At 39.9% G+C, this 20,015-nt stretch carries 18 protein-coding genes, 1 tRNA gene and 1 riboswitch; of the genes, 10 read left to right on the forward strand and 9 right to left on the reverse strand.

The window, feature by feature from the left end; all coding sequences use genetic code 11:
• Positions 1 to 20: 20 nt before the first annotated feature.
• Positions 21 to 218 (reverse strand): hypothetical protein, encoded by a 198-nt coding sequence (locus CBW18_RS05595; RefSeq protein WP_088300335.1) that lies wholly within the window; start codon positions 216 to 218, stop codon positions 21 to 23.
• A 72-nt stretch (positions 219 to 290) separates the two neighbouring features.
• Positions 291 to 1,292 (reverse strand): tRNA (adenosine(37)-N6)-threonylcarbamoyltransferase complex transferase subunit TsaD, encoded by a 1,002-nt coding sequence (gene tsaD / locus CBW18_RS05600; protein ID WP_088300336.1) that lies wholly within the window; start codon positions 1,290 to 1,292, stop codon positions 291 to 293.
• A 75-nt stretch (positions 1,293 to 1,367) separates the two neighbouring features.
• Between tsaD and CBW18_RS05605 the strand changes: the two genes are divergently transcribed.
• Positions 1,368 to 5,798 (forward strand): translocation/assembly module TamB domain-containing protein, encoded by a 4,431-nt coding sequence (locus CBW18_RS05605; protein WP_088300337.1) that lies wholly within the window; start codon positions 1,368 to 1,370, stop codon positions 5,796 to 5,798.
• Positions 5,799 to 6,112: 314 nt separating this feature from the next.
• Here CBW18_RS05605 and CBW18_RS05610 read toward each other — a convergent pair whose 3' ends face one another.
• From CBW18_RS05610 to CBW18_RS05620, 3 genes are all read right to left on the reverse strand, one after another.
• A complete protein-coding gene (locus CBW18_RS05610) occupies positions 6,113 to 7,324 on the reverse strand; it encodes a bifunctional 3,4-dihydroxy-2-butanone-4-phosphate synthase/GTP cyclohydrolase II (protein ID WP_088300338.1) in 1,212 nt (403 codons plus the stop codon).
• A gap of 140 nt (positions 7,325 to 7,464) precedes the next feature.
• The gene (locus CBW18_RS05615; RefSeq protein ID WP_088300339.1) at positions 7,465 to 8,892 is read right to left on the reverse strand and encodes an LptF/LptG family permease; all 1,428 of its coding nucleotides are present in this window, start codon (positions 8,890 to 8,892) and stop codon (positions 7,465 to 7,467) included.
• Between the two features lie 29 nt (positions 8,893 to 8,921).
• Positions 8,922 to 9,302: an START-like domain-containing protein gene (locus CBW18_RS05620; protein WP_029284154.1), complete on the reverse strand. Its 381-nt coding sequence runs from the start codon at positions 9,300 to 9,302 to the stop codon at positions 8,922 to 8,924.
• A gap of 136 nt (positions 9,303 to 9,438) precedes the next feature.
• Here CBW18_RS05620 and CBW18_RS05625 point away from each other — a divergent pair.
• Positions 9,439 to 9,512 (forward strand) — tRNA-Met (locus CBW18_RS05625).
• A gap of 781 nt (positions 9,513 to 10,293) precedes the next feature.
• On the opposite strand, the gene CBW18_RS05630 is transcribed toward CBW18_RS05625, so the two are convergent.
• Positions 10,294 to 10,530 carry a four-helix bundle copper-binding protein gene (locus tag CBW18_RS05630; protein ID WP_231459955.1) on the reverse strand — a complete coding sequence of 79 codons (237 nt, stop codon included), beginning with the start codon at positions 10,528 to 10,530 and terminating at the stop codon, positions 10,294 to 10,296.
• A 329-nt stretch (positions 10,531 to 10,859) separates the two neighbouring features.
• A riboswitch (Fluoride riboswitch) is annotated at positions 10,860 to 10,928 on the forward strand.
• A gap of 42 nt (positions 10,929 to 10,970) precedes the next feature.
• On the opposite strand from CBW18_RS05630, the gene CBW18_RS05635 reads away from it, so the two are divergent.
• From CBW18_RS05635 to CBW18_RS05650, 4 genes are read left to right on the forward strand one after another with little or no spacing between them, the layout of a single operon-like run.
• Positions 10,971 to 11,525 (forward strand): hypothetical protein, encoded by a 555-nt coding sequence (locus CBW18_RS05635; protein ID WP_124910972.1) that lies wholly within the window; start codon positions 10,971 to 10,973, stop codon positions 11,523 to 11,525.
• A gap of 4 nt (positions 11,526 to 11,529) precedes the next feature.
• Complete coding sequence (locus CBW18_RS05640; protein ID WP_008245453.1) at positions 11,530 to 11,943, forward strand: EamA family transporter; 414 nt, start codon at positions 11,530 to 11,532, stop codon at positions 11,941 to 11,943.
• 58 nt (positions 11,944 to 12,001) lie between these two features.
• Positions 12,002 to 13,282 (forward strand): phosphopyruvate hydratase, encoded by a 1,281-nt coding sequence (gene eno / locus CBW18_RS05645; RefSeq protein WP_008245454.1) that lies wholly within the window; start codon positions 12,002 to 12,004, stop codon positions 13,280 to 13,282.
• 18 nt (positions 13,283 to 13,300) lie between these two features.
• Positions 13,301 to 14,593, forward strand: coding sequence for a voltage-gated chloride channel family protein (locus tag CBW18_RS05650; protein ID WP_008245455.1), 1,293 nt, complete (start codon positions 13,301 to 13,303; stop codon positions 14,591 to 14,593).
• Between the two features lie 160 nt (positions 14,594 to 14,753).
• On the opposite strand, the gene CBW18_RS05655 is transcribed toward CBW18_RS05650, so the two are convergent.
• The 3 genes from CBW18_RS05655 to CBW18_RS05665 are packed head-to-tail and all read right to left on the reverse strand — an operon-like array spanning position 14,754 to position 16,582.
• Entirely contained in the window at positions 14,754 to 15,143 is a 390-nt protein-coding gene (locus CBW18_RS05655; protein ID WP_008245456.1) for a YidH family protein, read from the reverse strand.
• Positions 15,144 to 15,183: 40 nt separating this feature from the next.
• Positions 15,184 to 15,690 (reverse strand): hypothetical protein, encoded by a 507-nt coding sequence (locus CBW18_RS05660; RefSeq protein WP_056095394.1) that lies wholly within the window; start codon positions 15,688 to 15,690, stop codon positions 15,184 to 15,186.
• Positions 15,683 to 16,582 (reverse strand): LysR family transcriptional regulator, encoded by a 900-nt coding sequence (locus CBW18_RS05665; protein WP_056095397.1) that lies wholly within the window; start codon positions 16,580 to 16,582, stop codon positions 15,683 to 15,685. Before CBW18_RS05665 ends, CBW18_RS05660 begins: the two co-directional genes overlap by 8 nt.
• Before the next feature lie 144 nt (positions 16,583 to 16,726).
• Here CBW18_RS05665 and CBW18_RS05670 point away from each other — a divergent pair, with 144 nt between their 5' ends.
• Genes CBW18_RS05670 through CBW18_RS05685 form a run of 4 tightly spaced genes read left to right on the forward strand, consistent with a single transcriptional unit; the run spans position 16,727 to position 19,988 of the window.
• Positions 16,727 to 17,812 carry a c-type cytochrome gene (locus CBW18_RS05670; protein ID WP_082491480.1) on the forward strand — a complete coding sequence of 362 codons (1,086 nt, stop codon included), beginning with the start codon at positions 16,727 to 16,729 and terminating at the stop codon, positions 17,810 to 17,812.
• A 19-nt stretch (positions 17,813 to 17,831) separates the two neighbouring features.
• Entirely contained in the window at positions 17,832 to 18,287 is a 456-nt protein-coding gene (locus CBW18_RS05675; protein WP_008245470.1) for a DsrE family protein, read from the forward strand.
• A 19-nt stretch (positions 18,288 to 18,306) separates the two neighbouring features.
• A complete protein-coding gene (locus CBW18_RS05680) occupies positions 18,307 to 19,227 on the forward strand; it encodes a substrate-binding domain-containing protein (protein ID WP_056870676.1) in 921 nt (306 codons plus the stop codon).
• An 11-nt stretch (positions 19,228 to 19,238) separates the two neighbouring features.
• Entirely contained in the window at positions 19,239 to 19,988 is a 750-nt protein-coding gene (locus CBW18_RS05685) for a substrate-binding domain-containing protein (RefSeq protein ID WP_008245473.1), read from the forward strand.
• Positions 19,989 to 20,015 lie beyond the last annotated feature (27 nt).

A 20,015-nucleotide genomic window follows, 5' to 3' on the forward strand; every position in this document is an offset into this window, starting at 1 on the left:
ATAAAAATTAAGTCAGTAATTTAATTCTGACTGAATACAGCATTGAAATCTTTCGTGACATAGACAATCACCAAAAGTGCTGCGATAACCAAAGCACCTAAAATAATTACTCCCCAGCTTCCTTTCAGTTTATTTTTATCCTTCCGGATCAGGTAATATAAAATTCCGACAAGTGGTATTGCACAAACAATCCAAAATACCAATGATGCTCCAGTCATATATAAGATTTTACTATTTCTTTTTTGTAATTACTCTTTCTTCAGCCAACTCAATACCTAACCAACTTTAACCTAAAACTCCATCCGTGCCATTGGCGACACTTCCTGTCCGGCAAAATCTTTCGCCAAAAACTTTTGATAACCTGCAATGGCAATCATTCCGGCATTATCTGTACAATACTGAAAAGCAGGAATATAAATTTTCCAGCCCAGTTCATCAGCAGCTTCCTGCAATCCCTTTCTTAAGCCCGAGTTGGCCGATACGCCACCTGCAATGGCTATTTCCTTAATATGATATTGCTTAGCCGCCTTTTTAAACTTGTTTAATAAAATTTGAACGATACTATGCTGTACAGATGCACAAATATCATTTAAATTTTCGGCAATAAAGTTTGGATTCTCTTTTTCCTGTTTCCTGATGAAATAAAGGATAGAGGTTTTAAATCCGCTGAAGCTAAAATTAAGTTCAGCAATCTGTGGTTCGGCAAATTTAAATGCTTTAGGATTACCCATTTGAGCATGTTTGTCAATTAATGGACCACCGGGATAAGGCAGCTGCAATATTTTAGCCGTTTTATCAAAGGCTTCTCCCGCGGCATCATCAAGGGTTTCACCAACAATTTCCATGTCAAAATAATCTTTCACCAAAACAATCTGGGTATGCCCGCCTGAAACGGTCAGGCATAAAAAAGGAAAGTTGGGTTTAGGATCATCAATAAAATGCGCCAATATGTGCGCATGCATGTGATTGACAGAAATTAAAGGTATATTTAAGGCGAGTGCAAAAGATTTTGCGAAGGAAACACCCACTAAAAGAGAGCCAAGTAAACCTGGGCCCCGGGTAAAAGCCACGGCATTAATGTCCTGTTTTGTAACCTTCGCGTTCTTTAATGCCTGCTCAACAGTTGGGACTATATTTTGCTGATGTACCCTGGATGCCAATTCAGGGATTACACCACCATAATTTTCATGAATTGTTTGGTTCGCAATAACATTGGCCGTAATTTTGCCGTTGTTACATATGGCGACTGAAGTATCATCGCAAGAGGACTCGATAGCAAGTATAACAGACAAATTATTTAAATTTTAAGCTGCAAAATTATTAAAAAACTATTTAAAATACTCCTTTGGGTAATTGCATCAATAATTTTGCTGCTTGCGCTTATTATTTTCTCACTACAATTTAAACCAGTTCAGACTTATGTTGCTCAAAAAGCCGCGGCATATTTATCTAAAGAGCTGAACACCACTATATCCATTAAAAGCCTTTATATCAAGCCTTTCAAATCAGTCGTACTGGAAGATCTGCTGGTTCTTGACTTACAAAAAGATACTTTACTGCGCACGCCACAGTTTATGGTAGATATCAATTACCTCTCACTGGAGAAAAAAATAATTGATATCAGTACCGTTCAAATCAATAACGGACAATTTTTCCTAAAGGAATTCAAAGATAAGTCATCTAACCTCGATTTCATCATAGACTACTTCGATTCCGGTAAACCTACTGTAAAGAAAAAGAAAACAAAGCCTTTTGATGTGAAGCTGTGCCGGCTCATTTTAAACGAATTTGCCTTCCGCTATACTAATTTTGCGGCAAAAGATCTTAAACAAGGCACAAGTGTAAACTTTGATAATGTTGATGTGAAAGCTTTAAGTGGCATTTTTGAAGGCTTAGATACTAAAAACCACTTATTTAAAACACAGATTAAAAACCTGACTCTAAAAGAAAAGAGTGGCTTTTACCTTAAAAATCTGACTGCCCAAACAACCGTTGACAGCAATGCCATAGAGCTAAGAAACCTTTTATTGGTGACTGATCATAGCCGGCTGACGAATTATTACCAAATGAAGTTTAAATCTTTTAAGGATTTTAACCATTACATCGATAACATCAGGATGAAGGCCGTTTTTAAAGACAGCCACATGTCATCCAGAGATGTGGCATTTTTTGCCCCGGAATTAAATGATATGAAACTGGACCTGGATATCGATGGGCAAATTACAGGCCTGGTGAATAACCTCAGGGCTAAAAAATTATCCATCAAAGCGGGTAAGGCCACTTATATTAAAGGAGATTTCGTACTTCGCGGACTTCCTAAATGGCGGGAAACTTTTATGGACCTTAAAATTGAAATGGCCGGAACCAATAAAACAGATCTGGACCAAGTTCTGGCGGGCATTACCAACAGCAAAAAGAAAATTATCCCTGTCATTGTAAATAAGTTTGGGAATATCAATTTTAATGGCAGCTTTACTGGTTTTCAAAATGATTTTATCGCATACGGTGAGTTTAAGACTAAATTAGGCAGAATCGTTTCGGATGTAAATATGAAGATTGACAAAAATGATGTCCCTTCTTATACCGGCAACGTAAAAACCTATGATTTTAACCTGGGGAACCTGATCGATGAAAAATCTTTAGGCAAAATCACTTCTTCATTATACGTGAAAGGCCGCGGCACTGAACTTAAAAACCTGACCGAGAAAATTAACGGGGATGTTGATTATATCGATTTCAATAAATATAGATACCGCAACGTTAAAATTGATGGTACATTTGATAAAAAATATTTCGACGGAAAACTCAGTATTAATGACCGGAATGTTAAGCTTGTTTTTGATGGCGGTGTAAACCTGAATCCAAAACTTCCTGTATTTAACTTTAATGCAACCATTTCAAAAGCCAGGTTAAAGACTTTAAAATTAATGAAAGACTCTTTAACGGTTGATGCCAAATTCAGCACCAATTTTTCAGGAACCAATCTGAATAATATTGAAGGCAGTTTACTGGTTGAAGCAATCAGGCTTCAGAACCCCAAAGGCATTTACCATATTGACTCGGTACAGTTAATGGCAGAAGGAACGGGCATTAACAGGAACCTGAACATCAAATCAGATATTTTAGATGCCAGCATCAGCGGACAATATGATCTCAATTCTATTGTTTCCTATTATAAGGCCATAGCCAAAACTTACATCCCATCGCTTAAGGCGGATATCATCAAATACAATAATCAGATCTTCAAGTTTAATCTGGTGGTTAAAAAGTTTGAACCACTGGCACAATTTATCTCTCCGGGTCTTGAAATGGAAGAAGGCGCCACCATAATTGGCGATTTTGATTCCAGGAACAATACGGCAACACTGTCTGGCTTTGTCAAGAAAATGAAGTACAATGGCATTGTGGTGAACAATATTATACTGGATGAAAACACCACAAAAGAGCAGCTTCAGCTAATTGTTACTTCAGATCGGGTACAGCTAAATGACAGCTTATTCATTAAGGATGTGAACATTTCCAATATTCTCCGAAATGACAGTCTCGCTTTTAACATTAAAATGTCTAACGCTGATGAAGCCAACCAACTGGATTTAAACGGATTGGTGGAATTTACCAAAAATCAGGATACCACAGCCCGGCTAAGCCTTTTACCTTCCATTTTAAAAATTAACAGTGAAGAATGGAGAATACAGGAAAAGGTAAGAATTATCCTGAATAATGGTAAAACACTCATCAGCAATTTTGATTTAACCAACGGGAACCAGCAGCTTACCGTTGATGGCTTATTATCTGCTGATCCAAAAGATTTGCTTCAGGTGGGTTTTAAAGATTTCAGTCTGAAAACGCTTAATCCATTTACAAAAGGCTTTGGGGTAAAATTAAGTGGAAATGTAAATGGCGATACCAAACTGTACGGCATATTAAAATCACCAAGAGCAACTGATAACCTGAAGGTAGACTCGCTTAATTTTAATGACATCTACATCGGAACACTTCAGGATACCTCTTCATTTAATGGCGAAAACAGTAAAGTGAATATTTTCACCAGAATAACAGCCGATGATACGGAAACTTTTAAACTCACAGGTAACCTGGATTTAAATGAGAAATTCATCGACATGAATGTTAAAATGAATGAAAGTAAACTAACCATTTTAGAGCCATTTGTAAAACAACTGGTCTCCAACCTGAAAGGAAATATATCGGCTGATTTAAGCGTAAAAGGAAGTTTAGATAAACCTGCCATTAATGGAGACCTGTCATTAGATGAGGGACAGTTAATGGTAAATTACCTCAAAACAACCTATGTAATTACGGATAAGGTAAATATTGAAAACAGTATCATTAATCTGGATAAATTCAAAATCCACGATTTAGAAAATAATGAAGCAGTTGCAGATGGATCCATTGATTTGAATAAACTTGATGATCCTACGCTAAATATCCTGGTTAAGGCAAATAACTTCATTTCCTTAAATACGACGGCTAAAGATAATGCTGTTTATTTCGGAAAGGCTTATGGTACAGGCGAATTTAAGTTTAGCGGGCCAACCAGCAGGATGAAGATTGATATTAAGGCCAAAACCGAAAAAGGAACAGTGTTCAATCTTCCTTTAAACAGTTCTGAAACCGTTTCAGATAAAGACTTCATCAACTTTATCAGCCGCGATTCGAGTAAGGTGGTGAAAAAAACCACCAGTTTTGATGGTCTTACACTAACCTTCAAACTCACCATCGATCCCAACACCACCGCTAATATTTTCACTACGCTGGGTAATCTGAGTGGAAAAGGAAACGCCGAGCTGAACCTGAATATCAACAGCCTGGGCGATTTTGAAATGTCCGGCGATTATATCATCGAAACCGGTAGCTTCGATTTTACGGCACAAGAGGTGATCAATAAAAAATTCGAGATCAGGCAGGGTGGAACCATCAGGTGGACAGGTAATCCGACGGCTGCTCAGATCAACCTGAAAGCCGTTTATGCCTTACGTGCAAATTTAAATGAACTGTTTAAGGCCGCCAACAGGGATGCCAGCAGTAATGCCAACCAGCGGGTAGATACCGAAGTTGAAATGGGATTAACAGGATTACTGCTCCAGCCGGAAATTAAACTGGACATCAACTTTCCCTCACAACCTTCCATCAAAGAGCAACTGCAAACTTATCTGAGCGACCAGAATAACCTAAATTTACAAGCTTTCAGTTTAATCATCAGAAGGAGTTTTGCTTCAGGAAACGGCGGGGAATCAATCGGGAATCAATTGAGTTCTACCGCAACGAGTACGGCTACGGAGCTTGTATTCAACCAGTTTAACAATGTACTCTCTTCACTAAACCTGAACTTTGTGGATCTGAACGTACGTTCATTGAACGAAGCCAATGCTTCATTTAAATTCTTTAACAACAGGTTGATCATTAATGCCGGTATTGTTGACCGAAACAGTGTGAACGATTTTAATGTCATTAATTTCAACAATGATAATGTTGGCCGGGAGGTTGAAGCCCTCTTTTTAATCCGGAAAGATGGTAGCCTGACAGTAAAGGCTGCCAACAAGCCGCCTACGCAACAGAGTATCTTCCTGAATAGCGGAATCAGTCCGACTGCAAACGTAACTTCATTTGGATTGGTATACACCCAGCAGTTTGATACTTTTAAGGAGTTTATTCAAAAAATTTCGGGTTCTTACCGCAGAAACCTGAAACGCAGACAAAGTGAGGCGCCGGTTAAAGTTAATAAATCAATCAGTAAAGAGGCGATTATCAATCAAAGCAAGGGAAATCAGCGGAAGTAAATTTTAGTTATCTGTTGATAGCTGGAGCCCGCTCTTTTTAAGGAAGAGCGCCTTACCAACAAATTCGTCATTAAGAGAAGGCTTTTTTACAAATGAGATTACTACCATTTATACAGCCCCTATCCACCTATCGGCACGGTTACCGATATAAAATCGGCATGTACCCCAGAAGGGAAAGGGCTCTTGGAAAAAAGCAATCTCTATTTGATCGACACTTCTCTAATCATAAATACAGTAAATAAAAAAACCAGTGGTTAAACCACTGGTCTTAATTATTCTGAACGCCTGATTGCGGATTGAATCATAAACAGCATCTATCCTTTCATAATGGAATGCCCCATTTTATCGCGTTTGGTTCTCAGGTAACGCTCATTATGTACGTTGCTTTCAATTTCAATGGGAATATTTTCGATAACCTCTAAACCATAGCCAATCAAACCGGCTCTTTTAGTTGGATTATTGCTCATTAAACGCATCTTGGTAATACCTTCTGACCTGAGTATCTGTGCGCCCACGCCATAATCGCGTTCATCTCCTTTAAAACCCAGTTTAATATTGGCTTCAACGGTATCAAAACCCGCATCCTGAAGATTATATGAGCGCAGTTTATTAATCAGTCCGATGCCCCTGCCCTCCTGGTTCATGTACACCACAATGCCTTTGCCTTCTTTCTGAATCATTTCTAATGATTTATGCAACTGCGGACCGCAATCGCAGCGGCAGGAGCCAAAAATATCACCAGTAACACATGAGCTGTGTACCCTGGTCAGTACAGGTTCATCCTCTTTCCATTCCCCTTTCGAAATGGCTAGGTGTGTGGCATTGTTATCCAGCTGTGTGTAAGCTGTCATTTTAAAATCGCCCCATTCTGTCGGCAAATCAATGGTTACTTCCCTTTTAATTAAACTGTCTATGTTTAAGCGGTAAGCAATCAGGTCTTCAATAGAAATGATCTTTAACTGGTGTTGTTCTGCAATTTTAAACAGATCCGGGAGCCTGGCCATTTCGCCATCCTCTTTCAAGATTTCCACCAAAAGGCCAGCAGGTTTCATCCCCGCCAAACGGGCCAAATCTACCCCGGCCTCAGTATGACCAGCACGACGAATCACGCCGCCATCCTTCGCAATTAAAGGAAAAATATGCCCTGGTCTTCCCAGTTCTTCCGGTTTGGTTTGAGGATTGACCAGCGCTAGCATGGTTTTTGACCTGTCGCTTGCCGAAATCCCCGTGGTACAACCATGGCCTACTAAATCAACTGAAACCGTAAAATTGGTTTCGTAGGCTGCTGTGTTTTTCCCCACCATTAAATCCAGATTTAATTCCTTACAACGCTCTTCAGTAAGTGGTGCGCAAATCAAACCCCGCCCATAGGTGGCCATAAAGTTAATGACTTCGGGCGTTGCATTTTCTGCGGCGGTAAGAAAATCGCCCTCATTCTCCCTGTTTTCGTCATCAACAACAATAATTACTTTACCTGCTTTAATATCAGCAATGGCTTCCTCTATGGTGTTTAATTTTGTTTGCATTTGTTCAAGGCATATTTATCTAGACTGATCAGGTTATTTACAAGGTGCTAAATAACATACAACTAATTTGCCGATACAAAGGTACAACCTTAACAGACAAAAAAATCTTTAAAATATCATTTATAAGTAAAGGAAAACGGCTATTGTTTTTGCTTAATCCGGAATAGTTTAATGAAGAACTGCTTATAATAATTGACATCAAACAAGGCCGAATCAACCGTAGCTTTATAAGTTAAAAATGCTGCCAGCGGAGACAATACAATCACGGCAATCCACATGGCTACGATTGGATTGGTTGAACCTTCACGGGCTGATTTTTCAGCAACTGTGGTGATGATGTGGTACACCAGGAAAAACGAGATGGCAATCACCACCGGCAGGCCCATACCCCCTTTGCGGATAATGGCACCCAGAGGCGCACCAATAAAAAACAATAGGATACAGGAAGCTGCCAGGGTAAATTTTCGCTGGTATTCTATCCGGGTAAAGATAAATTCGCCTACTAAATCGGCATGTCGCGGTGCCGTGTTAGATAAATTCTGCATCATTCCGGCCACGATGTTCACGGCATTGTCAAGGCTTGCCTGTTTTGACCCGTTCGGAATATCTTTAATAATGTTATCGCTGATTTTTTTCGGCGTAACCTTTAAACTGGAGTATCCCTTGGTGGTGGTATATTGTTTCAGGTTACCAGAGGCCATTCTTACGGAGTATCGCCCCAAGGTATCCAGTACCCTGGTTAATGAATCGCCTTTTTTAGCTATCCCCCTTAAATTCAGCATCGGTGTACTGTTTCCGAAAGCATTAGGGTCTGTTCTGTTCATATCAAATGATTCGAGGCTAAACCTCGGCTCTGTTTCTTTAAAGCGGGTGCGGTTTAAAATCTGCCGTGGATTGTACGCCCCACTGGTACTGGCCTGCTCCTCATATTGTACGCCGTCTTTTAACTTAAGCAGCAGGTATTTACCATCAGAAGTTTTATTCATTTCACCTTCTTTGGCCATGATCACTTTCGGAATCCCATTGTTGCCCCTGTGGTCGTATATGAGGATGCCGCTTAATTTTCCATTTTCATCTTTGGCATCTACCCGGATGGAGAAATTCGGAATACTATTATTGAATACGCCGGGTTTGATCAGAAAAGATAGTTTTTTATTGCGGATGTCGTAAAGCAATGAACTGAATTTCAGGTTCGCCTTAGGTAGCATGTAATTGGAAAAAAGAAAGGAACTGATGGTGAGCATGATGATCACCACGAACAAAGGTCTCATGGCTTTCTGCAATGAAATACCGGCAGATTTGATGGCTACCAGTTCATAATTTTCACCCAGCGTACCAAATGTCATGATGGAAGAAAGCAAGACAGACAGCGGTAATGCCATGGCTACGTTAGCGGCCGAGGCATAATACATCAGCTCTAAAATGGTATACCACTCAAAGCCTTTGCCGATTAAATCATCAATCCACTTAAACAGGAAAAACATCAAAAGGATAAACATTACCACAAAAAAAGTGGCAAGGAATGGCTTGATGAATGCTTTAATAAGAAGAAGGTGTATTTTTTTCACCCTACAAAGGTAAGCAATACGGTATTAAACTAGGCACCTAAAACGCTAATCAAATAATCAATTTGATTATCCCAGATCAATTTTTTCTCTGCCAGTAAGTCATCGGTGGTAAAATCGGTAATGGCCAGTGCTACATCATTGGTGAGTTCGTCCTGCACAATTTCCATTTCAAAATAGCATTGTGGTTCGTCATCCAACCACTTAAACTTAACCAGTTTGTTTTCTTTGATCGAAACCAGTTTGGCTTTCAGTTGCTCATCATCCCAGGTAAAGGTATAAACCTGATCGCGAAAATTTACATCGTCGGCAAACCATTGTGATAAGCCATTTGGCTCACTGATAAAGCTATACAAAATTCGTGGTGACGATTTAACCTCGTACTCAAGCGTAAATTTTTTCTTTTCTGCCATGTTCATTCATTACCAGAATAAATCTGGATGTATTTTTTTTATTTTATTTTTCTAAAGAAAGGTAAATTATTCTATATTTGCAACTCCAAAAAATAACCAGCTAAATATTTGATATTATACACAAATATTTATACCCGGCGGGGTAGCTCAGATGGTTAGAGCGCAGGATTCATAACCCTGAGGTCGGCAGTTCGATCCTGCTCCCCGCTACTAAGTGGCAATATGAGGCATCTAAAAAGTATGCCTCTTATTTTTTAAACATTAAGAACTTGAAAATAAGTCACTTACAATAGATTAAATTGAATTTTTCGGTTCGAACTTTTTAGAATTTTCCCTAAAATTAAGATATACCGCAACTATTTATAAAACACCAATTGTCTAGACATCAGTGTTGAACTCCATAAACTGCTATCTAATTAGCCAAATAAGCATGTGGATTAGTTTCAATTGCGAACATCGATCAGCTTGAATATTATTCAATTATAGGATAAACGGGGGGAAATCCGTTTGGTCTAAATTTTTTTACAATTATGCGCAAATGCCATGTAGCTTGCATTTAATTTAGAAGGTACATACCCTCGGTTTAACAACGTGATTGATTTAACACCGCCATTGAAATGAAATTTGTATTTTTTGTTTTTTGAAATAATTTGATGAAGCGGGAATTGAAAGTTCATGCATTATTTAATGCATTCCTCAACTCGCATCTAGCCTTCATTTTCATAGAATTCGAATTATCAAGTACTCATCATCAAAAACTGAAATTCTTATTTGAATAATGGAATGAGTTTATGAGAATCATATCCTAAAAAACCCATTTTTTTAAGGCTAGAGAAAGGACATACCAAGAACAACCTCAAACCTTGGTAAATATCAAATAATGAGGGAATAATGAAAATAAAATGAATGGAATAAATTTGCCTATTTATAAAAATGAAAGGGCAACTAGAATGCTGCCCTTAATCAATTAATGCTCACGGTGATTGGCATCTTAAGCAGCTACTCCTGTCATTCTTCTGCATTCTTCCGCACAAGCCTTACAAGCATCTGCACATTCCTGACAATGCTGGGTATGATGATTACTACACTCATCTCCGCATTGCTGGCAAATATCTGCGCAAATACGGCAAATGTCTTGAGCAAAAGAGCTACCCATACTCATCAATTGAGCGGCAGAGTAGCAGATGGCTGCACATTGCATATCAAGCTCAATACACCGCGCCATCATTTTCACGTCTTCTTCCTGAGTGCATGAACTTGCACAATGATTGCAAATTGAAGCACACTTTAAGCATGCATCAATACAGTTTTTCCATTCATGGTATCCCATAACTTTAATTTTTTAGGGTTATAAAAAAAATTCCTATATAGATAACATGGTTATTTCCAGGCGGTTTCATTTTGTTTAAGAAAAGCTTTAATCCCGTGATATGATGCTTGTTTAAACGGTAGAAGAATAAGAAACTGGTTCTCGTATTCAAATAAGGAGGAATAGTGATAAATTAAATTCTCAACACCTACTTTAAGATTTTGCACATCATTTTATTAGTATTATATTTGCAATACGGAAATGGTGTCCTTCCGATTCAACCGCTTTTTTCAAAAGCTGATGGCGCCTACAATAGAAATTCCAGCAGGTAATAAAATCTGCCGGTCAAAGTATTGTAGGTGAAAAAATTAAAAATAAATTCTCAACTCTTATTGCTGGCAGCTATCTTAATTGCGCTTGTCTTACTTTGTCTGTCTGCCAAAGTGAGATCAGTGTTAGCAATGGTCCTGCCGGTTGAAACTGAATGGTTCTTGTGGATAAATCAGCACCATAATGCATTCTGGGATACGATCATGTACTGGGCCAGTGATAAGCGTTTTTGGCTTCCTTTTTATGCCTTCATTATTTATTGCCTCTTCCAGAATTTCTGCAAAAAAATTTGGCAGGTTCTTATTACCATTGCGCTACTAGTTGCTAGTGCAGATCAGATTGCTTCAGGACTGATTAAAAACACCGTTAAGCGTCTACGCCCTTCCCATGAACCGAATCTAACTACGATCATTCATTTAAGTAAAGCAGGTGCGGGTGGGATGTATGGATGGCCATCCGCTCTTTCATCACCTATCTTCAAAAGCATTCTTTCCGCTGGTTCGGCATTTACCGGATCATTGCCGGAGCAACGGTTCTTGTACTCATTTACTTTGGAATTATTCAATAACGGAAAATTAACATAAAACTATGTGGTGGATCTACGCGCTATTATCAGCTTTCTTTGCTTCCCTTACGGCCATCTTTGCAAAAGTCGGCGTAACCAATGTCAATTCTGATTTGGCTACTGCCATACGAACGGTGGTAATACTGATTGTAGCCTGGGGGATCGTAATGGCCAGAGGCGAACTTAAAGGAATTACGGAACTGTCAAAGCATAACCTGCTATTTCTTTTTTTATCTGGCCTTGCCACCGGCTTGTCCTGGATATTCTACTACAAGGCTTTGCAGATCGGGAAAGTGTCCCAGGTCGCCCCTGTTGATAAGTTGAGTGTTGCCCTAACTATTATACTTGCAATGGTGTTCCTGAAAGAAGCTCTTACCCTGAAAGTATTCTTTGGTGCCCTGCTGATCATTGGGGGAACACTGGTTTTGATCTTTTGAGAAACTCAATTATTTGTAAGCAACCGAAATACTAAAAATCAATATAAAACAAAAAACTATGAAATTAACTAAAATTCATGCCCGTGAAATTTTGGATTCCAGGGGCAATCCGACAGTAGAAGTAGAAGTCACTCTTAACGGAACAACAGCAAGGGGTATTTCTCCATCCGGGGCAAGTACGGGTGAAAAAGAAGCCGTAGAGCTTAGAGATGGTGATCCAGAGCGCTATAATGGTAAAGGCGTGGAAAAAGCAGTAAAAGGGATTAACGTCGAAGTCGGCAAATCAGTCACCGGCTTATCCTTTGAGGGTCAGCAGGCCTTCGATGATCATATAATTGGTCTGGATGGAACCGAGAATAAATCAAGGCTCGGCGCAAATGCGATGCTTGCGGCCTCAATCGCCTTCGCCCGGGCTTCGGCCGTTGCAAAAGGGATTCCCTTGTATAGGCAGCTAGTGGAAAGGGAAGGTTACGTAATGCCCGTACCGTGCATGAATGTCATTAATGGGGGAAGGCATTCTGATAACAACATCGATTTTCAGGAATTTATGATTGCCCCTCATAACGCCCCCTCGTTTAAGGAAAGTATCCGTATGGGCGAAGCTGTTTTTCATTCCCTGAGAAGTCTGCTAAAAGCGAAAGGCTATTATACCGGAGTTGGTGACGAAGGTGGGTTTGCGCCAAATCTGAGTTCTAATGAGGAAGCCGTCCAAATCATCATGGAAGCGATACATATTGCCGGTTTTGCTCCAGGCAAGGATATTTCCCTTTGTCTTGACCCAGCGACCAGCGAAATGTGGAATAATGGAAAATATGAATTTTATAAAAGTTCTAAAGAACGGATCACAACAGATGAAATGATTGGCTTTTGGGAAGGATGGTTAAAAGAGTACCCAATTATCCTGTTGGAAGACGGGTTGGGCGAAAACGATTGGGAGGGATGGAAAAAGCTGACCAGCCTTTTGGGAGACAAAGTGGAATTGGTTGGAGATGATATATTCTGCACCAACCCGAGTATTATCCAGCAGGGAATCGACCAGGGCATTGCAAACAGCGTACTGATTAAATTGAACCAGATCGGTACAGTTTCCGAAACGCTAAAGGCCGTAGAACTAGCCCAAAAAAACGGTTACAATTGCTTTATTTCTCACCGCAGTGGTGAAACTGAAGACACGACAATTGCGGATCTGGTTGTCGCTACCGGTGCGGGGCACATCAAAACAGGAAGTGGCTGCCGCTCTGAAAGGGTATCTAAATTTAACCAGTTGCTTCGGATAGAAGAAGAACTTGGTGATAGGGCATCATTTGCAGGAATCAATACTTTTTATAAAAAATTATAAATCAGCCGCTAACCTACAATGAAACATAATAAATTTTTATTTGAACACCTTTCGGTTTTTAAATATGCGGTTCGATGGACGCTGCTTATACTTCCTGTTGCCATTGCAATAGGAAGTATGGTTGCCTTGTTCCTTTGGCTGCTAGGCTGGGCCATTCACTTTCGCTTTCAGCATACCTGTCTCATTTTTCTGCTACCTTTAGCAGGTATTGTGATCCACCTGATTTATCAGTCAGTTGGTAGGTCCTCAGAAAAAGGAAATAACCTGATCATGGATGAAATCCATAGGCCGGGTGGTGGAGTGCCCAGGCAGATGGCGCCAGTAATCTTAATAACTACAGTGATTACCCATTTGTTTGGCGGATCGGCTGGAAGAGAGGGAACCGCGGTACAAATCGGAGGAAGCATCGCAGGAATGTTTAGCCGCTGGTTTAAGCTAAATGAGGTAGACACCAAGATGCTCCTTACCGCGGGAATTGCAGCCGGGTTTGGGGCGGTGTTCGGAACACCGCTCACCGGTGCCATATTTGCAATGGAAGTTCTGGCCATTGGAAGAATAGAGTACAAGGCTTTACTTCCCGCATTAATTGCCAGCGTGCTTGGTGATCTTACTGTCTCTGCCTGGGGCATCCATCATACCGCTTATCACATCGATCTCATAGAGAAAAGTGCCTACTTTCTATCTGAATACCTGCCGGTAAACCTACTCCTGCTTAGTAAGGTTATTCTAGCATCCACATTGTTTGGTCTGGCCAGCTACCTGTTTGCTGTAATGGTGCATGAGATCAAGGCCTTTTTTTCTAAAGTATGTAAGATCCAGTGGCTTATTCCTGTTATCGGTGGTCTGATTATTATAGGCTTGACTTACGCCATCGGGAAACCGGATTACTTAAGTTTGGGCGTGGATAGCGAATACCAAGGAGCCGTTACAATTCCCTCTGCTTTTCAGCCTGGTGGAGCAGATACTTGGAGCTGGTTATGGAAGACCATTTACACAACTTTAACATTAGGAACTGGATTTAAAGGTGGTGAGGTAACGCCTTTGTTTTATATTGGCGCAACATTAGGCAATGCACTTTCGACCTTATTAAATGCTCCAGTTAGTTTGTTTGCTGCCCTTGGATTTATTGCTGTTTTTGCTGGTGCAACGAATACACCCCTTGCCTGTACGATTATGGGTATAGAACTTTTTGGTAGTGAATACACCATGTTTTTTGCGGTAGCCTGTTTTACAGCCTATTTTTTCAGTGGCCATTCAGGTATATATTCTTCACAGCGTATTGCGGTACCCAAAATATTTACGGGAACATAAAATATTGACTTATCCTGTTCCTGTGGATTATCATAAAGAGGTGAAATTTTTATAAGATCCTTGACCAATGCAATCAGCAATTTATATCAAAAAACAACGCTATATCGACCGCTTTCCTTCCTCTCTTTTCTAAAGCATCAAGTACAGATGATTTAACTGCCTATGTTGTTTTAATAAGGTAGAGCAGTAAAAGTATACTGGCGATGAAAACTAAAGCGGTTAAAACTTTAACAAAAAGTGTTGAATGGTAATACACCCCCTGATTCAGTTGTTCTTTCGTTGAATTATATCTTAAGTAAGAACAAATGATAGTAATTGCTCCCAGGGCAACTAGAAAAATCCCGATAATGCGGGAATCTCCGGTTTGGTGCAGGGGCACTTTACTCCCCAGTGCGGCACTGATCTGCTTGATAAATAGCGAGAATTTCATCACCACGAAGCCAAATCCCATGATACCAATACTGGTTCTGATCCAGGCCAAAAATGTTCTTTCATTAGCCAAATGGTCTCCTGCATGCTGTTTGGTGTTTTCCTGATCTTGAATTTTCATCTTGTTCTGTATCGGTATATTACAGCAATATATTTGCATGTTATGTCAATATCGATGCCAGTTTGGAGATGATAACCCTGGTATCCCGGATGCAAGTAAGCCTGTTTGATTCAGTGCCGGCAGGATAGCAGGTAACTGCAATTTCTTCGATAAACGATAAGCCTGATAGGTCAATAGATTCTTTAACCTCTTGTTCAATGCTTTTCATTAGGATCATGATTAATCGGGGTTGATATGTTCTGATTTTATGAGCTAATTGCTCTATTCCCCCCTGCCTCTGGTTTTTTCTGATTTTAACTGACGATTTATCAATAGGTGTACAAGTTAGATGTTCCAAAAAGCATCCCGTGCCTTTAAAGAACTGCAAAAAATCTTCTACAGATTTAAAATCGCCAAATACCTCACTAAATGCAAGATAAATTGTTCGAAACAGATTAGTATTTCCCAGGTAAAAATGTTTATCGTCACCTCCAGGAGCTTCAGAAACAAAGAGCAGCAGCACTTTAGCTGGCTGATATTGCCTCGAAATTTCGGTAACACTATACATTATAGTTGTAGCTTTTAGCGAAGCGCATAAATAGTTCCGCCAGAGCGTCCTGCTGACCATGAAGCTGAATGAAATGAAACGGCCTTTCGATAACCATATCCTTGATATCTATGATGCGGCATTCATTATTCTTGAGCTCTTTCAATATGGAGTGGATAGATAAAAAAGCCAGGCATTTGCTGTGAATCAAATAGGATTTAATGCTTTCGGTACTACCTAACTGCATTTCTATATTTAAGTCCCCCACCTTTATCTGGTGTGCTTTTAAAGCATATGCAATAACATCTAGTGTACCAGAACCAGGTTCACGAAGTAATAAATCATAATCCTTCAACTCATTCGGTTTGATCATTTCCTTTTTCATGGCATAATTGTGACCAGAACACACCAGCACCAGCTCGTCTTTTAGATATTGTTCGTATTTAATCTGTGGGTTCCGGGAGATGCCTTCAATGATTCCAAAATCTATTTCCTTAGCAATCAAACGCTGCTCTACATCTTCTGTGTTTCCGGTAACCAGTTGAATTTGTATATCCTTAAACTTATTGTGAAACTGTGCCAATACAGGTGGAATGATATATTGTGCCACAGTACTGCTGGCACCAATCCTCAATATTCCTTTATGCTGTTTAGTAAGTAGATTCATATCATATTCCAGTTCCCGGTAAGTTCCAAAAATCTGTTCTGCGTAATGCAACAATAATTCGCCGGCTGGGGTGAGGCTGATTTTTTTGTTTCCACTGCGTTCAAATAATGACATTTTGAACTCCTGCTCTAATTCTTTAATGTGTTTGGTTACAGCAGGCTGACTGATAAATAACTCTGCCGAGGCCTTTGTAAAATTCAGCCTTTTAGCGACAGCATAAAATACTTGCAAACGGAAATCTATCATACACGGTTTTAGTAGATAACCTAAGATACAAACAATTTGTTTCAACGGGTACTGACATCATAACCTTACGTTATCATCAATAACTTTTTATGCTTTTTCTGATGAGTAGAATAAATGCACATTTGTAACAGAAAAATATTGGTTATGAATAAGGAATCAACAGAAAAAGAAATCAGACAAGCACTTATATATACAGCCAGGACAACGGCTATCATTGCGTTTCTATTTGTTGCTTGTGGAACCATTTTCATCTGCACTTTATTTTTTAATGGGCAGCCAGATGTAGTGACAGCAAAAACCAAACAGGATGTGGAAACCGGTATAGCTGCTGTTAACGTCAAAAGCCAGGTTGTACCTGCTGATGCCTGGAAAGCGCCTGATGAAAATACGATTCCGGCGGACACCAAGTACGGCCAGATGATCAGGTATGGCAAAGAATTAATAGCACATACGAGCAAATATTTTGGGCCAAATGGATCCATAGCCCGTATTACAAATGGTATGAATTGTCAGAATTGTCACCTCGAGGGTGGAACCAAACTGTTCGGAAATAATTATGCTGGTTTTATTTCCAGTTTTCCTAAAATGAGTGGCAGATCAGGAAAGGTTGAACCTGCATCGGCACGTATTGCAGAGTGCTTCAATCGAAGTCTTGCAGGCAAAGTACCAGACGAATCTAGTAAAGAGATACAGGCAATGCTGGCTTATATGAAATGGCTTGGAACAGGTGTAAAAAAAGGGGAGAAAGTGTTTGGAACGGGAACCGAAAAATTAAAATTCCTGGATAGGGCAGCGAATGTCAAACATGGAGCGATTTTATATACCAGTAAATGTCAAAGTTGTCATGGTGCAAATGGTGAGGGAATACTCGATGAAGACAAACTAACTTATGTTTATCCGCCATTATGGGGCAAACACAGCTACAATGATGGCGCAGGGATGTATAGACTCAGTAACTTTGCGGGGTTCGTAAAGAACAATATGCCATATGGTGCCAGATATGGAGATGCGCAGTTAAGTGATGAGGAGGCCTGGGATCTCGCTGCTTTTGTGAACTCACAGCCAAGACCACATAAAGATCAGGGAAAAGATTACCCTGATTTGTTAAAAAAACCTTTTGATGCGCCATACGGACCATATGCCGACAAATTTTCTGAAAATCAACATAAGTATGGTCCATTTGCACCAATTGTAACCTCCGAAAAACAAGTAAAACTAACAACTAAATAAATCATCAAAATCTAAAATCATGAAAAAAATAACCTTAATCTGTACATTATTTTTGCTGATCGCAGCAACCTCGGCCACTTTTGCCCAAGCTACACCTGCTAATTTTACAGGGGCAAAAGCCACCCTGAAAAATTATAAGGCACTGTATGTAATCAATAACGGTGATGAGAAAAAGATTGCAGGAACACTTCGAAACCTAAAAAATGCACTCGACGATCCCAGGTTAAAAGGGAAAATCAATGCAGAACTTATTGCCTTTGGAGATGGCGTAGCTGTTTACCAGAAGAACGGATCTTTTGAAAAAACATTGTTAGAACTGCAATCCAGAGGAGTAATTCTTGCACAATGTGAAAATACCGTCAGAGAAAGGAAAATCGAAAAAAATACCTTATTTGATTTTATCAGTTATGTACCCAGCGGCAATGGTGAAATCATCATCCGTCAATATCAGGGATGGGCAGTTGTACATCCTTAAACCAAATAATTAGAAAATCATGAAATATATAAATCACACCTTTTTAGCCACAGTTGCATTTTTATTGCTTTGTGGAAATGTTAAGGCCCAGGATCATCGCTTTGATCCGCCCTGGAATACTCCACCTGAAAGTAAAGTTCAGTTCACAGTACCTGGAGTAGACAATGTGCCTGATCTTTTTGGAGACATTAATGATCCCCAACTGGTGGTTTTCTTTGCCGGTAACCAGTTTATGTGCATTGACGAATTAATTGCAGCCTTTAAAAAGTCATATCCACATTATCAGCGGGTATTTGCCGAAACGCTTCCCCCAGGCATTTTAGCCCAACAAATAAAAACCGGTAGCATTGTGGTGGGCAACATGAGAATTACCTTAAAGCCGGATGTTTATACAGCTGGTAAGAACCGGATAGACATGACCCCTGAATGGTTTAGCAAAACGACTTTATATGCTAGAAACAGGTTGGCAATCATGGTCCAAAAGGGAAATCCGAAGGCATTGAAGTCACTCAAAGATTTAGCAAATAAAGAGCTGAGGATCAGTATGCCCAATCCAGAGAATGAAGGGATCGGTAAACGTATTGAAGAAGCCTATGTGAAAGCTGGAGGGGAAACATTAAAATCTACCATCATGGAAGATAAAGTTAAAGATAAGACTACTTATCTTACCATGATCCATCATCGCCAATCACCAATGAGGATCCTATACAACGAAAGTGACGCCGCTCCAGTATGGTATACTGAGGCCTACTATCAGAAAATGATTGGCCATCCTGTTGAGCTCATTGAAATTCCTGAAAAAGAGAATATCCATGCGCAATATATAGCGGGACAGTTAAAAGATGCGCCACATCCGGCCGCTGCAAAAGATTTTATGGATTTTTTGATCAGTCCGCAGGCTGCTGCCATCTACAAAAAGTTTGGTTTTGATTTACCTTAAACATAAACACAATGAAAAATATATTTTTAACCATATTGTCAGTCGTTGCTGTAGTGACCATTGGGAATGCACAAATCCCAAACGATACTTTATATGTCTATGGTCCCGGTGGGCCGCTCGGACCGATCAATGAATGTGCGAAGGTTTTTGGAAAGCAGCATGATATCGTAATTAAAGTCACTGCCGGGCCAGATAATGAATGGATGCCGGATGCAATGAAACATGCAGATCTGTTCTTTGGAGGAGCAGAATACATGCTTTCAAAATTCATGTCTGACCACCCAAACATGATAGTGGCGAACTCTCGGACAGAGTTATATAAACGTGCGGCAGCGATCCTGGTACGGCCCGGCAATCCTAAAAACATCAAAAATCTGGGCGATCTCTGTAAACCAGGTGTGAAAATTCTTGATGTGAATGGGGCTGGGCAAATGGGGCTTTGGGAAGATTTGGCAGGTCGACAAGATCTGATTGCAAACATACAGCAGCGTATAGCAGGTACATTTGCAAATTCGGCATTGGGTATTGCTGCATGGAAAAATGATCCTCAATATGATGCCTGGATAACATTTGGCTCCTGGCATAACCGTTTACCAGACCTCACCTCAATGGTTAGGATTCCTGTTACACAAACAGTCTATAGAGGTACACCTGTAGTGAGGGGTAGCACTGGTACGCATAAGTCGGAAACTGAGGATTTTATCAAGTTTATGCAATCCGATAAAGGACATCTCATTTTCAAAAAATGGGGTTGGGAATAAATAATGTCTAAAAACTTATCTTCTATA

It is taken from the genome of Pedobacter sp. AJM, from assembly GCF_002197755.1.
In the GTDB taxonomy this organism is placed as follows: domain Bacteria; phylum Bacteroidota; class Bacteroidia; order Sphingobacteriales; family Sphingobacteriaceae; genus Pedobacter.

Excerpts from the sequence above, each read along its gene's own strand:
- CBW18_RS05610 (WP_088300338.1), bottom strand. The coding sequence starts at position 7,324 with ATGCAAACAAAATTAAACACCATAGAGGAAGCCATTGCTGATATTAAA.
- CBW18_RS05675 (WP_008245470.1), top strand. The coding sequence starts at position 17,832 with ATGAAAAAAATAACCTTAATCTGTACATTATTTTTGCTGATCGCAGCA.
- CBW18_RS05650 (WP_008245455.1), top strand. The coding sequence starts at position 13,301 with ATGAAACATAATAAATTTTTATTTGAACACCTTTCGGTTTTTAAATAT.
- CBW18_RS05595 (WP_088300335.1), bottom strand. The coding sequence starts at position 218 with ATGACTGGAGCATCATTGGTATTTTGGATTGTTTGTGCAATACCACTT.
- CBW18_RS05680 (WP_056870676.1), top strand. The coding sequence starts at position 18,307 with ATGAAATATATAAATCACACCTTTTTAGCCACAGTTGCATTTTTATTG.
- CBW18_RS05640 (WP_008245453.1), top strand. The coding sequence starts at position 11,530 with ATGTGGTGGATCTACGCGCTATTATCAGCTTTCTTTGCTTCCCTTACG.
- CBW18_RS05630 (WP_231459955.1), bottom strand. The coding sequence starts at position 10,530 with ATGATGGCGCGGTGTATTGAGCTTGATATGCAATGTGCAGCCATCTGC.
- eno (WP_008245454.1), top strand. The coding sequence starts at position 12,002 with ATGAAATTAACTAAAATTCATGCCCGTGAAATTTTGGATTCCAGGGGC.
- CBW18_RS05655 (WP_008245456.1), bottom strand. The coding sequence starts at position 15,143 with ATGAAAATTCAAGATCAGGAAAACACCAAACAGCATGCAGGAGACCAT.
- CBW18_RS05660 (WP_056095394.1), bottom strand. The coding sequence starts at position 15,690 with ATGTATAGTGTTACCGAAATTTCGAGGCAATATCAGCCAGCTAAAGTG.
- CBW18_RS05665 (WP_056095397.1), bottom strand. The coding sequence starts at position 16,582 with ATGATAGATTTCCGTTTGCAAGTATTTTATGCTGTCGCTAAAAGGCTG.
- CBW18_RS05670 (WP_082491480.1), top strand. The coding sequence starts at position 16,727 with ATGAATAAGGAATCAACAGAAAAAGAAATCAGACAAGCACTTATATAT.
- CBW18_RS05620 (WP_029284154.1), bottom strand. The coding sequence starts at position 9,302 with ATGGCAGAAAAGAAAAAATTTACGCTTGAGTACGAGGTTAAATCGTCA.
- CBW18_RS05685 (WP_008245473.1), top strand. The coding sequence starts at position 19,239 with ATGAAAAATATATTTTTAACCATATTGTCAGTCGTTGCTGTAGTGACC.